This window comes from Klebsiella sp. JN_Kp126 (genome assembly GCF_033843325.1).
Taxonomy (GTDB): Bacteria; Pseudomonadota; Gammaproteobacteria; order Enterobacterales; family Enterobacteriaceae; genus Klebsiella; species Klebsiella michiganensis.
On the sequence record NZ_JAWXQV010000056.1, the window covers coordinates 260,602 to 274,960 of the forward strand.

A 14,359-nucleotide genomic window follows, 5' to 3' on the forward strand; every position below is an offset into this window, starting at 1 on the left:
CATTATCCTTTTAGATTCACCAGGCCATGCAGCACCTGGTCCAGGCCGCCAAAGACCGAGATTTTATCGATGCGCTCCGCCACTCTTTCCAGCGTTTCCAGCTCTTTTAAGCGCAGCGCGACCGGGTTATTCTCCATCACCTTCGCGGTGTTGAGCAGCGAGCGCGTCGCCGCGGTCTCTTCACGCCGGCGGATCACGTTCGCCTGCGCCGATTTCTCCGCCTCCACCAGCTGCGACAAAATGGCTTTCATGTCGCCGGGCAGCACAATATCCTTCACGCCCAGCGACGCGACGTCGATACCAAATGCCGCCATGCGCTCGGTGACCTGCGCGCTCACGACCTCATCAATGATTTTCTTATCTTCCAGCAGCTCATCCAGCGTTCGCGTTCCGACGGCTTCACGCAGCGCAAACTGCAGCTCGCGATACAGATGGTCCAGCGGCTTCGTCAGCTGTCCAAACGCCTGCAGTACATCGCTGTAGCGCCAGTTCGCCGCCAGATTTAAACGCAGGTTCACTTTATCTTTGGTCAGAATCTCCTGGCCGCCAACCTCCAGCACCTGCAGGCGGGTATCGACCACTTCCGCTTCCACCAGATGATTGACCTTCCAGTACGCGCTCAGGCCAGGCTGCAGCAGCGATTGTGTCTCGCCGTCGATTTTCAGCACCCCGACGTGCCACGCCGGCACCGATACGGTGAGGATCGCTTCGCGACCTTTTACCGCCCCGTGACGTCGCGGCTGCAGCACCGCATTCATAATGTCAGCCGGAACCGCAACCTGCCGGGTATCGATACGTAGCAGCTGAATTTCATCACCGGCGGACCAGTACAGTCGGCGCGTCGAAGGCGGTAAAATTTCCTGCAGCACACCGTTGGCATACAGCGCCCCGGCCTCGACATCCGTCAAATCCGCCGCCAGGCAGTAGCGTTCAATCCATTCCGGCTGAAAGCGTCGTAAATACTCCGCCAGCGCCTCCGGCACTTCGCTGCCGTCCCGGTTAACGATCAGCACTTCGGGGACGTTGAACCACGGCAGGCGATGCTCGCCCGCTTCCAGAACCTGATAGTAGTCACCCTGACGGGATAAAAGGCCAAGCTGACCTTTACGTATCGTGATTTTCTTCGTCATTTTTTGTTCCTTAGCAAAATCAGGCGCGGGTGCAGGGGCGAAGCCGCAGGGGAACTCCCTTTTGCCTGCGGCACGGCGCCTTTACCGGCGGCCTGCTGTGGGGCGTGCTGACTGCGCATCACCCCGCGTTATTTCTATGATTAACGACCAGTTTTCATTGGAGATGAAATCGGGAATCGAACCCATTGGTGGTCATCGGCTGACGGAACGCGCCCGAAAAACGGCCTGTACCGTTCCTAGCGTGCCGGCGGGGTTTAACCCCCTGCGTTTTCAGCGTCGTGACGGAAGGGATATTGCCAGTTGCGTGCCAACAATAAAAAATGCGAAAGTTATTTTTCAATAAATTGATTAATAACGTTTTTATTTTTAATTGAAACGGTAACGCTTGCCGCCGGCAGCAGGTTTTTTTATCTTTAAATATCGAAACTTATCTTTTGGGATAAAAATGAAAAAGCGGCGAGTGGTCATTGGCGTCCTCGGAACGGTGCTGGACAAACGCGGCAAGCGGGCGAATCGCTTTAAAAAATGGCGGCCTACCGTTGGGCTATGCCAGCAGGCCGATTTTCCTGTCGACAGGCTGGAGCTTCTCCACCAGCCGCGTGATGAAAATATGGCGCAAAAGCTGATTGACGATGTCGCCCAGCTTTCACCGCATACCGAAGTGCGCCCGCATACGATTGAGATAAACGATCCGTGGGATTTTGAAGAGGTCTACGCGGCGTTTCTCGACTTCGCCAACCGCTATCGCTTTGATACCGAAAACGAAGAGTATCTGGTGCATATCACCACCGGGACCCACGTGGCGCAGATCTGCTGGTTCCTGCTGACCGAAGCGCGCTATCTCCCCGCCAGCCTGCTGCAGACCAGCCCTGCGCCGAAAGGCGCAGCGGATGACGCCGTCGCCGCCGGTATTTACTCGGTGATCGATCTGGACTTAAGCCGCTACGCCGCGCTCACCAGCCGCTTTCAGCGCGAGCAGCAGCAGTCCGTCTCCTTCCTGAAGGCGGGTATCGAGACGCGTAATGCGACGTTCAACGCGCTTATCGATCGTATTGAGCGCGTGGCGATCCGAACGACCGATCCGATCCTGCTGACCGGCCCAACGGGCGCCGGGAAGTCCGTCCTCGCCAAACGTATTTTTCAGCTTCGTCAGTCGCGCCATCGGGTGGCGGGAAAATTCATGGCGGTAAACTGCGCCACGCTGCGCGGTGATAACGCCATGTCCACGCTGTTTGGACATGTCAAAGGTGCGTTTACCGGCGCGGTTACGCCTCGCGCCGGGCTATTACGCGAAGCCGACGGCGGCGTGCTGTTTCTCGATGAAATCGCCGAGCTGGGGCTGGATGAGCAGGCTATGCTGCTGAAGGCCATCGAAGAAAAAACCTTTTTCCCGTTTGGCTCGGATAAAGAGGTGCACAGCGACTTCCAGCTAATCGCCGGCACGCATCGCGATATGCAGCAGTGGGTGGCGGAGGGGCGCTTTCGCGAAGATCTTTATGCGCGCATCAATATGTGGCGCTTTGCCCTCCCCGGCCTGGCGCAGCGGCGGGAAGATATTGCGCCGAACGTGGAGTATGAATTACGGCGACTGGCCAACGAGCGGCAGACGCAGATCCGCTTCGATAAAGACGCCCGCGAACGCTATCTGGCCTTTGCCTGCTCGCCGCAGGCGCAATGGCGCGGCAATTTCCGCGAGCTAGGCTCCTCCGTGGCGCGTATGGCGACCCTGGCCGAGCAGGGGCGCATTACGCTGGCCGTTGCGGAAGAGGAGATAATGCTGCTGAAAGAGAGCTGGCAGCTCACGACATCTTCTCCTGATATTGCAATGGAAATCGATCTGTTCGTTCGCCGCCAGCTGGAAACGGTGCTGGAGGTCTGCCAGCGCAGCGCTTCGCTCTCCGAAGCCGGACGCGAGCTGTTCGCCGTCTCCCGGCAGAAAAAGGCCAATCCTAACGATGCTGACCGCCTGCGCAAATATTTAGCGCGCTTCGGACTCAGCTGGGAGCTTATCCGCAGCGGAACATGAACATAATTTGTTTGAATAATATGTCTTAGCACGATAAACAATAGCGATGGCCGGGCTCGATCCCGGCCGGACAATAACAAGCAAACACAACTTACGTGCAAGGAAAACAACATGCTCGCCACGCTTACGCGGCTGTTCCCATTATGGGCGCTGCTGCTCTCGGTTATCGCCTATTACACGCCATCCACTTTTACCCCCGTTGGCCCGTGGGTCCCGACGCTGCTGATGCTGATTATGTTCGGCATGGGCGTGCATCTGAAAGTCGACGATTTTAAGCGCGTGCTTTCCCGCCCCGCGCCGGTCGCCGCAGGCATTTTTCTCCATTACCTGGTGATGCCGCTCGCCGCCTGGCTGCTGGCGCTGATTTTTCACATGCCGCCCGAGCTCTCCGCCGGGATGGTGCTGGTCGGCAGCGTCGCCAGCGGTACGGCATCCAACGTGATGATCTTTCTGGCAAAAGGCGACGTCGCGCTCTCAGTCACCATCTCATCGGTTTCCACGCTGGTCGGCGTGGTCGCCACCCCGCTGCTGACGCGTCTGTACGTGGATGCGCATATTCAGGTGGACGTGATGGGGATGCTGCTCAGCATTCTGCAAATCGTGGTGATCCCGATTGCGCTGGGGCTGGTGGTGCATCATCTGCTGCCAAAAGTGGTCAAGGCGGTGGAACCGTTCCTGCCGGCCTTTTCGATGGTCTGCATTCTGGCGATTATCTGCGCCGTGGTGGCCGGTTCCGCATCGCATATTGCTTCCGTAGGCTTTGTGGTGATTATCGCCGTCATCCTGCATAACACCATCGGCCTGCTCGGCGGCTACTGGGGCGGACGGCTGTTTGGCTTTGACGAATCCACCTGCCGTACGCTGGCGATCGAGGTGGGAATGCAGAACTCCGGCCTTGCCGCCGCGCTGGGGAAAATCTACTTTGGCCCGCTGGCCGCGCTGCCCGGCGCGCTGTTCTCGGTCTGGCACAACCTGTCCGGCTCGCTGCTGGCCGGCTACTGGTCAGGGAAGCCGATTGCGGATGAATCGCGTAAAACGGAAAAAGAGAGCTAACAATCCGTAATTTTCCCGGCTTGCGCTGCGCTTAGCCGGGCTACGGTCCGTGCAGCTTGCGGGTTTTGTAGCCGGACTGGTGCGCAGCGCCGCCTCCGGGATTTTCTGCGAGGCACAACAATTTACCGTGAGACGTCAGCCCCAATACCGTACACTGAAACCACAGGCTAATTGAGGGCACCACTATGGCACTCCCCCGCATCACGCAAAAAGAGATGACCGAGCGCGAACAGCGCGAACTGAAAACCCTGCTCGACCGCGCGCGCATCGCCCATGGCCGTCCGCTGACCAACGCGGAAACCAATAGCGTGAAAAAAGAGTACATCGATAAACTGATGGCCCTGCGCGAGGCCGAGGCTAAGAAAGCCCGCCAGCTGAAGAAAAAGCAGGCTTATAAACCGGACGCAGAGGCCTCGTTTTCCTGGTCGGCAAATACCCCGACGCGCGGCAGACGTTAACGCCCTTTCTTCTTGCGCCCCGGCGCGGTAAAGCGTTTGCCGTTCGACGCCGGGCGGGAGGACTTGTCGCTGGTTTTTTCAATCGCCACGACGGGACGCTTGATGCCGGCCGTTTTCGGCTTCGCTTTTGCCTTCGGTTTCGCTTCTGAAGACGAGTTTTCAATCAGTTTGAAAAGATCGATCAGCTCATCGTCGGTCAGATCGCGCCACTCTCCCAGCGGGATCCCCGTCAGGCTGACGTTCATGATCCGCGTCCGCTCAAGCTTCGTCACTTCATAGCCAAAGTGTTCGCACATCCGGCGGATCTGGCGATTCAGCCCCTGCACCAGGGTAATGCGGAACACAAACGGCGCTTCTTTTTTCACTTTGCACTTCTTCGTCACCGTGCCGAGAATCGGTACGCCCGCCCCCATGCCGCGGATAAACTCATCGGTCACCGGCTTATCAACGGTGACCAGATACTCTTTTTCGTGATCGTTACCGGCGCGCAGGATTTTATTCACCAGATCGCCATGGTTGGTCAGAAAGATCAGCCCCTGGGAGTCTTTATCCAGGCGACCGATGGGGAAAACGCGTTTACTGTGGTTAACGAAATCCACAATATTGTCGCGCTCGCCGTCTTCGGTGGTGCTGACGATGCCAACCGGTTTATTCAGCGCAATCAGGACCAGATCGTCCGCTTCGCGCGGCTCAATCAACCGGCCATTGACCTTTACCACGTCGCCCGCTTTAACCTGGTCGCCGATGGTAGCGCGCTTGCCGTTGATAAAAACGTTGCCTTGTTCGATAAAGCGATCGGCTTCACGACGCGAGCAAATTCCGCTTTCGCTGATGTATTTATTGAGTCGGGTTGATGAGTCGGGCAGCATAAAATCTCCTGTAAAAGCGAAATATACCCTACCTTGCGGGCGATAAAAAAGAATCGCGCTCTCGTCGCCTGCCGCTAAATGTGATCTGCCACGCCTTTCAACACAAAAGTGTGCCCATGAAAGCCCGGCAACTTTGTCCGGCGAAACAAAGCAGAATCAGGCTCTTATCACGTCCGGCACAAAGGTGCCATAAACCACCGGTAAGCAACGCAAATGTGCAACAGAAACGGTCGGAACATCATCATGAAATAGAGGAAAATTTCTTTGAAGCGGGTCGCTGATGGGGTTATATCAGATCATGACAGCAACTCTCCCATTTGCACAAATGTGCAGGAGCCGACAGTGACGATGGAAAACAGCGACGATATTCGTCTGATCGTGAAAATCGCCCAGCTCTACTATGAGCAGGATATGACCCAGGCGCAGATTGCCCGCGAGCTGGGGATATACCGCACCACTATCAGCCGTCTGCTGAAGCGCGGCCGCGAGCAGGGCATCGTCACTATCGCCATCAACTACGACTACAACGAAAATCTGTGGCTTGAGCAGCAGCTAAAACAAAAATTCGGTCTCAAAGAGGCGGTGGTGGCGGCCTGCGACTCACTGCTGGAGGAGGATCAGCTCAATCTTATCGGCCTGCATGGCGCGCAATTGGTCGACAGGCTGCTGGAGCCGGGCGATATCGTCGGCTTCTCCTGGGGTCGGGCGGTGCGCGCGCTGGTGGAGAATCTGCCGCAGGCCAGCCAGTCCCGTCAGGTTATCTGCGTGCCGATTATCGGCGGCCCCTCCGGAAAACTGGAAAGTCGCTACCACGTGAATACGCTGACCTACGGCGCAGCGGCGAAGCTGAAAGCGGAATCTCATCTCGCTGATTTCCCGGCACTGCTGGATAACACATTAATTCGCAACGGTATTATGCAGTCCCGGCATTTTAAAACGATTGCCTCCTACTGGGATAACCTGGACGTCGCGCTGGTGGGCATTGGTTCTCCGGCGATCCGCGACGGCGCCAACTGGCATGCATTTTACGGCAGTGAAGAGAGCGACGATCTCAACGCTCGCCAGGTCGCCGGCGATATCTGTTCGCGTTTTTACAACATTGATGGCGCGCTGGTCGAAACCGCCATGAGCGAAAAAACGCTCTCTATCGAGATGGCGAAACTCAAGCAGGCGCGCTACTCGGTGGGTATCGCCATGGGCGAGGAGAAATACGCCGGGATTCTTGGTGCCTTAAACGGTCATTACATTAATTGTCTGGTGACGAATCGAGAAACCGCTGAGTCATTACTGAAGTAAATGTCAAGAATATGATTTCACGCAGCGCTGCTGCGGGGGATCCCTTTATCTAAAGAAACAGGAGTCGATAATGAATACATGGTTAAATTTAAAAGACAAAATAATTATCGTGACCGGCGGCGCATCAGGAATCGGCCTGGCGATTGTCGATGAATTATTATCCCAGGGCGCAAAGGTTCAGATGAGCGATATTCACGGCGGCGACAAACATCAGGATCGCGATAATTATAATTTCTGGCCAACCGATATTTCCAGCGCCAGCGAAGTGAATAAAACCGTCGACAGTATTATTCAGCGATTTGGCCGCATTGATGGTTTAGTCAATAACGCCGGCGTCAACTTCCCGCGTTTATTAGTCGATGAGAAAGCGCCGTCCGGTCGCTATGAATTAAATGAAGCGGCATTCGAAAAAATGGTCAATATCAACCAGAAAGGCGTGTTCCTGATGTCGCAGGCGGTGGCGCGCCAGATGGTTAAACAGCGCAGCGGCGTGATTGTTAACGTCTCGTCAGAAAGCGGTCTCGAAGGCTCTGAAGGCCAGAGCTGCTACGCCGCGACCAAAGCCGCGCTGAACAGCTTTACCCGCTCCTGGTCGAAAGAGCTGGGCAAGCACGGTATTCGCGTCGTAGGCGTTGCGCCGGGCATTCTGGAAAAAACCGGGCTGCGTACGCCGGAATATGAAGAAGCGCTGGCCTGGACCCGCAATATCACCGTCGAACAGCTGCGCGAAGGCTATAGCAAAAATGCGATTCCTGTTGGTCGCTCCGGCCGTCTCAGCGAAGTTGCTGATTTTGTTTGCTATCTGCTCTCAGAGCGCGCCAGCTACATTACCGGAGTAACCACTAACATTGCGGGCGGCAAAACGCGCGGCTAAGGGGGAAACATGGTTAACGTCATCTTCTGCGCTCACGGTCAGCTGGCCTGCGCCATGCTCGACTCGGTGCGCATGGTTTACGGCGATGTCCACGTCAGCGCCGTGGCGTTTGTACCGGGGGAAAACGCGGGCGATATCGCCGATAAGCTTGAAAAGTTGGTAAGTACTCACAAAGAGGAGGAGTGGCTCATCGCCGTCGATCTACAGTGCGGCAGCCCGTGGAACGCCGCCGCCGGCCTGGCGATGCGCAACCCGCAGCTTCGGGTCATCAGCGGCCTGTCGCTACCGCTGGCTCTGGAGCTGGTCGATAACCAGCAAACGATGAATGCAGAAGCACTGTGCCAACATCTTGAGACCATCGCCAGCCAGTGCTGCGTCACCTGGCGGCAGCCGGAAACCGTTGAGGAGGATTTCTGATGAACATTACGCTCGCACGCATTGATGACCGCCTGATTCACGGCCAGGTCACCACCGTTTGGTCAAAAGTGGCCAACGCCCAGCGCATCATTATCTGTAATGACGACGTGTATAACGACGACGTTCGCCGCACGCTGCTTCGCCAGGCCGCGCCGCCGGGCATGAAGGTCAATGTGGTGAATATTGAGAAAGCCGTCGCCGTTTATCACAACCCGCAATATCAGGACGAAACGGTTTTTTATTTATTCACTAATCCGCAGGACGTATTAACCATGGTGCAGCAGGGCGTCAAAATAGCCACGCTGAATATTGGCGGCATGGCCTGGCGACCGGGTAAAAAACAGTTAACCAAAGCGGTGTCATTAGACGCAGCGGATATTAATGCCTTTCAGCAGTTAGATAAGCTGGGCGTTAAGCTTGATTTACGCGTCGTGGCTTCGGATCCGTCGGTTAATATTCTCGATAAAATAGCAGAGCAGTCCGTTACAGAATAATAAAACGCGCCTTTTATTACACACTGTCATTCTGGATGCATCGCGGCGGCAAATGAGCGAGTCACCAGCAGCATAGCTAACTATGCGACTGGGGCGAGAGAATGCAGTCAACAAAGAGGCAGCCTGAAGAACATCGTGTAAATGCCGTAAAAGGCAGGGATTTCTATACCCTCAAGGTGAAAAATTATGGAAATAAGTACCCTACAAATAATCGCCATATTTATTTTTTCCTGTATTGCCGGGATGGGCAGCGTGCTGGATGAATTCCAGACGCACCGCCCATTAATCGCCTGTACCGTGATTGGCTTAATTCTCGGCGATCTAAAAACCGGGATTATGCTCGGCGGGACGCTGGAGCTGATCGCGCTCGGCTGGATGAACGTCGGCGCGGCGCAGTCTCCGGATTCGGCGTTAGCCAGCATTATCTCCGCCATCCTGGTGATCGTGGGCCAGCAAAGCATCGCTACCGGAATAGCGATTGCGCTGCCGGTCGCTGCCGCAGGTCAGGTGCTCACCGTGTTCGCCCGCACCATTACCGTGGTGTTCCAGCACGCGGCGGATAAGGCCGCGGAAGAGGCGCGCTTCAGAACAATCGATCTGCTGCACGTGTCTGCGCTGGGCGTTCAGGCGCTGCGCGTCGCCATTCCCGCACTCATCGTTTCACTGTTTGTCAGCGCGGATATGGTCAGCAATATGCTCAACGCCATTCCGGAATTCGTCACCCGCGGTCTGCAAATCGCCGGCGGTTTTATCGTGGTGGTCGGCTACGCCATGGTGCTGCGCATGATGGGCGTGAAGTATCTGATGCCCTTCTTCTTCCTCGGCTTCCTCGCGGGCGGCTATCTCGACTTTAGCCTGCTGGCCTTCGGCGGCGTCGGGGTCATCATCGCGCTGATTTATATCCAGCTTAATCCGCAGTGGCGTAAACCCGAACCGCAGGCCGCCGCCACCTCTTCCACTGCCCTTGACCAGCTTGACGACTGATGGAGCCCAACATGGAACAGAGAAAAATTACCCAAGGCGACCTGGTGAGCATGTTTCTGCGCTCCAACCTGCAGCAGGCGTCATTCAACTTCGAACGTATTCACGGGCTTGGCTTCTGCTACGACATGATCCCGGCCATCAAGCGCCTCTACCCGCTGAAAGAGGATCAGGTCGCCGCGCTGAAGCGCCATCTGGTGTTCTTCAACACCACTCCGGCAGTCTGCGGGCCGGTGATTGGCGTCACCGCCGCGATGGAGGAAGCGCGGGCCAACGGCGCCGCTATCGACGATGGCGCCATCAACGGGATCAAAGTTGGCCTGATGGGGCCGCTGGCAGGCGTGGGCGACCCGCTGGTATGGGGCACGCTGCGGCCGATTACCGCCGCCCTCGGCGCCTCGCTGGCGCTCTCCGGCAATATTCTTGGACCGCTGCTGTTCTTCTTTATTTTCAACGCGGTACGTCTGGCGATGAAGTGGTACGGGCTGCAGCTTGGCTTCCGTAAAGGGGTCAATATCGTCAGCGATATGGGCGGCAACCTGCTGCAAAAACTGACCGAAGGCGCCTCCATTCTTGGCCTGTTTGTGATGGGCGTGCTGGTGACCAAGTGGACCACCATCAACGTCCCGCTGGTGGTCTCGCAAACCCCGGGCGCCGACGGCTCGACCGTCACCATGACCGTACAGGACATCCTCGATCAGCTCTGCCCCGGCCTGCTGGCTCTGGGCCTGACGCTGCTGATGGTGCGCCTGCTCAATAAGAAAGTGAACCCGGTATGGCTGATTTTCGCCCTCTTCGGTTTGGGGATTATCGGTAACGCGCTGGGCTTCCTGTCCTGATTCTGTCCTGATTATTCCGCCCCGGCGATGCCGGGGCTACTTCAACAAGTTAGACCCAAAAGCTTTCGCAGCCGTCATGCGAAAGATGAAGGGGATGAGGTGGTAAACATGCAAACAACAACAGCCCTGCGGCTCTACGGCAAACGCGATCTGCGCCTGGAAACCTTTGAACTTCCGGCGATGCAGGATGATGAAATTCTCGCCCGGGTGGTCACCGACAGCCTGTGCCTCTCCTCGTGGAAAGAGGCGAACCAGGGCGAGGACCACAAAAAGGTGCCGGACGATGTGGCGACCAACCCAATCATTATCGGCCATGAGTTCTGCGGGGAGATTATCGCCGTCGGCAAAAAGTGGCAGCACAAGTTTCACGCCGGCCAGCGCTATGTGATTCAGGCCAACCTGCAGCTGCCGGATCGCCCGGACTGCCCCGGTTATTCTTTTCCATGGATCGGCGGCGAGGCCACCCACGTGGTGATCCCCAACGAGGTGATGGAACAGGATTGTTTGCTTTCCTGGGAAGGCGATACCTGGTTTGAAGGCTCGCTGGTGGAGCCGCTTTCCTGCGTGATTGGCGCCTTCAACGCCAACTATCATCTGCAGGAAGGCAGCTATAACCATGTGATGGGCATTCGCCCGCAGGGCCGCACGCTGATCCTCGGCGGCACCGGCCCGATGGGTCTGCTGGCCATCGACTACGCGCTGCATGGCCCGATCAACCCGGCGCTGCTGGTGGTCACCGATACCAATAAGCCAAAGCTCAGCTATGCGCGCCAGCACTATCCCTCCGAGCCGCAAACGCTGATCCACTATCTGGATGGGCGCGACGCCAGCCGCGAAACGCTGATGGCGCTCTCCGGCGGCCACGGCTTTGACGATATCTTCGTCTTCGTCCCTAACGAACAGCTCATCACCCTGGCATCCTCGCTGCTGGCCCCGGACGGCTGCCTGAACTTTTTTGCCGGCCCGCAGGATAAGCAGTTCAGCGCACCGATCAATTTTTACGATGTGCATTACGCCTTCACCCACTACGTGGGCACCTCCGGCGGCAATACCGACGATATGCGCGCCGCCGTAGCGCTGATGCAGGAGAAAAAGGTGCAGACCGCGAAGGTGGTGACTCATATTCTGGGGCTGAACGCGGCGGGCGCGACCACCCTGGATTTACCGGCGGTAGGCGGCGGTAAGAAGCTGGTTTATACCGGAAAAAACATTCCGCTTACGCCGCTGGGAAACATTAGCGACCCGCAGCTGGCGGCGATTATGGAACGTCACCACGGTATCTGGTCAAAAGAGGCGGAAGAGTACCTGCTGGCCCACGCGGAGGATATTACTCATGATTGATCGCGATACGCTGCTGTGCATGTCGCTGGCCGGTCGCCCGGGTAACTTCGGCACCCGCTTTCATAACTACCTGTATGAAAAGCTGGGGCTGAACTATATCTATAAAGCGTTTACGACCCAGGATATAGCCGCGGCGGTAAACGGCGTGCGCGCATTAGGCATTCGCGGCTGCGCGGTCTCTATGCCGTTTAAAGAGAGCTGCATAGCGTATCTTGACGCGCTTGACCCTTCGGCGAAGGCGATTGATTCGGTCAACACCATCGTCAACGACGACGGCAGGCTGACCGGGCTGAATACCGACTATATCGCGGTGAAAAGCCTGATTGACAGCTATCAGCTCGATTCCTCAGCCAAAGTGATGATCCAGGGCAGCGGCGGAATGGGCAAAGCGGTCATCGCCGCCTTCCGCGATGCCGGTTTCCGCGATGTGATTATCGCCGCCCGCCATCGCGAGCGCGGCCTGGCGCTGGCAAAGCAGTACGGTTTTCAGTGGCAGCCCAGGCCGGAGGGAATCGCGGCGGATATTCTGGTTAACGTCACGCCGCTCGGCATGGCGGGCGGCGCGGAAAGCGAAACTCTGGCCTTTAGCCCGACGATGGTGGAACGGGCCGACGTGATATTTGACGTGGTCGCTCTGCCGCCGGAAACCCCGCTCATCAAGCTGGCGCAGAGGCTGGACAAGCGCGTTATCAGCGGCGCGGAGGTGATTGCCCTGCAGGCGGTGGAGCAGTTTGCGCTCTACACCGGCGTGCGTCCGGGCGCTGCGCTGGTCGCTGAAGCCGCGGCCTTTGCCAGAGGATAAAGGCAAAACGGAGAGCGCCAGGGAGGGCGCTCTAATAACCGTTGATCAGAAAGTCGATTGCATCGCGCAGCGCAGCCCTGTCCGCCGTCAAATCAGCAACCCGCTTGCCCAGTTCTTTCTGCGGTAAACCCGCCATCATATGCGTCATCACAATATAAGTTTGACCGGCAATCGTAATCACGGGACAAATTTTGGTCGGAGGCTGGGTATCAGGTAGTTGGTTTTGTTCTATCACAGGGGCAACCAGGATATGCTTCAGGACATTCGCGACCGGATGCTGCAGGTTGATTAAATAAGGGAAAACCTTTTTACCGCTTCCCGTATTCTCATAAGCGCAATATTGTTCCATCAGAACGGCCTTTGAAAATCACTAAACGAACCGTTTTCTTCTACCCATTGGTTAATCGTATCGATCGATTTCTTATTGTCTCGTAACCACTCTTCACGTTTGTGCTCACGAAATTTCTCAAGTAAAGCTTCCGTTAAAACCGCCGAAATGTTGATTTTAAGCTTACGCGCCTCTTCCAGGATTTCAGGCGAAAGCGAGACATTGACTGATTTTTTAACGTTCGACGTAGTGCGCATGATAGCCCCCATGGTAATGCGCATGACATGCCTCAGATTAGCGTAATAAACGAGCATTTTCTATTCCTTTGCCTGTGAATCATCAACGTAAAACTAAGCAGTTCCCGCTAACCTGTCACGCCCGGTAGAGTCAGTCTGCGAGGCGCTTTCCAGATTAATTCAGAGAGTCGCTGCGCCAATAATCACCGTTCCGCTTTGCTCAGCGCGTCCCAGCGTGAGCCACGTCAGCAAGCGGTAAGATATCCTGTGATAACATCTCTGCCCGAATAATCATCTGGTCAAATGGAGAAATAATGGAACTGCTGCTATTGAGTAACTCAACGCTGCCGGGCAAAGCCTGGCTGGAACATGCGCTGCCGACCATTGCCGGGCAGCTAAATGGCCGCCGTTCTGCGGTATTCATCCCTTTTGCCGGGGTGACGCAAACCTGGGATGATTACACCGCGAAAACCGCCGCCGTCTTCAGCCCAATGGGCGTTACGGTTACCGGTATTCACAGCGTCGCGGACCCGGTGTCGGCGATTGAGAATGCGGAGATAGTTATCGTCGGCGGCGGCAATACCTTTCAGCTGCTGAAAGAGTGCCGCGAACGCGGCCTGCTGGCGCCGATGGTGGATGTGGTGAAGCGCGGGGCGCTGTATATCGGCTGGAGCGCGGGCGCTAACCTGGCCTGCCCGACGATTCGCACCACTAACGATATGCCGATTGTCGACCCTAACGGTTTTACTGCGCTGGGGTTGTTCCCGCTGCAAATTAACCCGCACTTCACCAACGCACTGCCGGAAGGCCATAAAGGCGAGACCCGCGAACAGCGGATCCGCGAGCTGCTGGTGGTTGCGCCAGAGCTGACGATTATCGGCCTGCCGGAAGGCAACTGGATTCAGGTGACGCAGGGCCACGCTACCCTTGGCGGCCCGAATCCAACGCTGGTATTCAGAGCCGGAGAAGACGCGGTGACCCTCAACGCCGGTCATCGTTTCTAAACCCCGTGCGCACGTTTCCCGGAGGCGGCGCTGCGCGCCTGTCCGGGCTACCATCCCGCAGACGGTGGAGAACTCGTAGCCCGGGCAAGGCGCTTTGCGCCGCCCCCGGGAGCAAAGCGCAGAGTGGCATAATTCCCCGGAGGCGATGCTGCGCATCTGTCCGGGCTACCATCCCGCAGACGGTGGAGAACTCGTAGCCCGGGCAAGGCGC

At 56.8% G+C, this 14,359-nt stretch carries 17 protein-coding genes; 13 read left to right on the forward strand and 4 right to left on the reverse strand.

Features of this window, described 5'->3' with window-relative positions:
* Positions 1-2 precede the first annotated feature (2 nt).
* Positions 3-1,130 (reverse strand): slipin family protein, encoded by a 1,128-nt coding sequence (locus SIK97_RS13060; protein WP_014227527.1) that lies wholly within the window; start codon positions 1,128-1,130, stop codon positions 3-5.
* 136 nt (positions 1,131-1,266) lie between these two features.
* Here SIK97_RS13060 and SIK97_RS13065 point away from each other — a divergent pair, with 136 nt between their 5' ends.
* The 4 genes from SIK97_RS13065 (at position 1,267) to SIK97_RS13080 (ending at position 4,667) form a co-directional block, all read left to right on the forward strand.
* A complete protein-coding gene (locus SIK97_RS13065) occupies positions 1,267-1,473 on the forward strand; it encodes a hypothetical protein (RefSeq protein WP_319610936.1) in 207 nt (68 codons plus the stop codon).
* Between the two features lie 102 nt (positions 1,474-1,575).
* Positions 1,576-3,156: an RNA repair transcriptional activator RtcR gene (gene rtcR / locus SIK97_RS13070; RefSeq protein ID WP_057172995.1), complete on the forward strand. Its 1,581-nt coding sequence runs from the start codon at positions 1,576-1,578 to the stop codon at positions 3,154-3,156.
* Between the two features lie 111 nt (positions 3,157-3,267).
* Complete coding sequence (gene panS, locus SIK97_RS13075) at positions 3,268-4,209, forward strand: ketopantoate/pantoate/pantothenate transporter PanS (RefSeq protein ID WP_032747482.1); 942 nt, start codon at positions 3,268-3,270, stop codon at positions 4,207-4,209.
* A gap of 185 nt (positions 4,210-4,394) precedes the next feature.
* Entirely contained in the window at positions 4,395-4,667 is a 273-nt protein-coding gene (locus SIK97_RS13080) for a DUF3811 domain-containing protein (protein WP_009653910.1), read from the forward strand.
* On the opposite strand, the gene rluF is transcribed toward SIK97_RS13080, so the two are convergent.
* On the reverse strand, positions 4,664-5,536 hold the full coding sequence (rluF, locus tag SIK97_RS13085; protein WP_014227524.1) for a 23S rRNA pseudouridine(2604) synthase RluF: 873 nt from the start codon (positions 5,534-5,536) through the stop codon (positions 4,664-4,666). The two genes, SIK97_RS13080 and rluF, sit on opposite strands and share 4 nt — an antisense overlap.
* Before the next feature lie 348 nt (positions 5,537-5,884).
* On the opposite strand from rluF, the gene SIK97_RS13090 reads away from it, so the two are divergent.
* From SIK97_RS13090 to SIK97_RS13125, 8 genes are all read left to right on the forward strand, one after another.
* Positions 5,885-6,832 (forward strand): sugar-binding transcriptional regulator, encoded by a 948-nt coding sequence (locus SIK97_RS13090; RefSeq protein ID WP_014227523.1) that lies wholly within the window; start codon positions 5,885-5,887, stop codon positions 6,830-6,832.
* Between the two features lie 70 nt (positions 6,833-6,902).
* The gene (locus SIK97_RS13095) at positions 6,903-7,706 is read left to right on the forward strand and encodes an SDR family oxidoreductase (RefSeq protein ID WP_032747480.1); all 804 of its coding nucleotides are present in this window, start codon (positions 6,903-6,905) and stop codon (positions 7,704-7,706) included.
* A 9-nt stretch (positions 7,707-7,715) separates the two neighbouring features.
* Positions 7,716-8,123 carry a mannose/fructose/sorbose PTS transporter subunit IIA gene (locus SIK97_RS13100; protein ID WP_014227521.1) on the forward strand — a complete coding sequence of 136 codons (408 nt, stop codon included), beginning with the start codon at positions 7,716-7,718 and terminating at the stop codon, positions 8,121-8,123.
* Positions 8,123-8,617, forward strand: coding sequence for a mannose/fructose/sorbose PTS transporter subunit IIB (locus tag SIK97_RS13105; RefSeq protein ID WP_032747479.1), 495 nt, complete (start codon positions 8,123-8,125; stop codon positions 8,615-8,617). Before SIK97_RS13100 ends, SIK97_RS13105 begins: the two co-directional genes overlap by 1 nt.
* A gap of 186 nt (positions 8,618-8,803) precedes the next feature.
* Complete coding sequence (locus tag SIK97_RS13110; protein WP_025107713.1) at positions 8,804-9,601, forward strand: PTS mannose/fructose/sorbose transporter subunit IIC; 798 nt, start codon at positions 8,804-8,806, stop codon at positions 9,599-9,601.
* 11 nt (positions 9,602-9,612) lie between these two features.
* Positions 9,613-10,437, forward strand: a complete 825-nt coding sequence (locus tag SIK97_RS13115; RefSeq protein ID WP_004097717.1) for a PTS system mannose/fructose/sorbose family transporter subunit IID — start codon at positions 9,613-9,615, stop codon at positions 10,435-10,437.
* A 108-nt stretch (positions 10,438-10,545) separates the two neighbouring features.
* Positions 10,546-11,778, forward strand: a complete 1,233-nt coding sequence (gene sorE, locus SIK97_RS13120; RefSeq protein ID WP_032747477.1) for an L-sorbose 1-phosphate reductase — start codon at positions 10,546-10,548, stop codon at positions 11,776-11,778.
* Positions 11,771-12,580: a shikimate 5-dehydrogenase gene (locus SIK97_RS13125; protein ID WP_032747476.1), complete on the forward strand. Its 810-nt coding sequence runs from the start codon at positions 11,771-11,773 to the stop codon at positions 12,578-12,580. Before sorE ends, SIK97_RS13125 begins: the two co-directional genes overlap by 8 nt.
* 31 nt (positions 12,581-12,611) lie before the next feature.
* Here the strand turns inward: SIK97_RS13125 and SIK97_RS13130 are convergent, their stop codons facing one another.
* Positions 12,612-12,929 carry a CcdB family protein gene (locus SIK97_RS13130; RefSeq protein ID WP_014837118.1) on the reverse strand — a complete coding sequence of 106 codons (318 nt, stop codon included), beginning with the start codon at positions 12,927-12,929 and terminating at the stop codon, positions 12,612-12,614.
* The gene (locus tag SIK97_RS13135) at positions 12,929-13,222 is read right to left on the reverse strand and encodes a type II toxin-antitoxin system CcdA family antitoxin (RefSeq protein WP_004138471.1); all 294 of its coding nucleotides are present in this window, start codon (positions 13,220-13,222) and stop codon (positions 12,929-12,931) included. Before SIK97_RS13135 ends, SIK97_RS13130 begins: the two co-directional genes overlap by 1 nt.
* A gap of 236 nt (positions 13,223-13,458) precedes the next feature.
* Between SIK97_RS13135 and pepE the strand changes: the two genes are divergently transcribed.
* The gene (pepE, locus tag SIK97_RS13140; protein ID WP_032747474.1) at positions 13,459-14,148 is read left to right on the forward strand and encodes a dipeptidase PepE; all 690 of its coding nucleotides are present in this window, start codon (positions 13,459-13,461) and stop codon (positions 14,146-14,148) included.
* Positions 14,149-14,359: the final 211 nt, after the last annotated feature.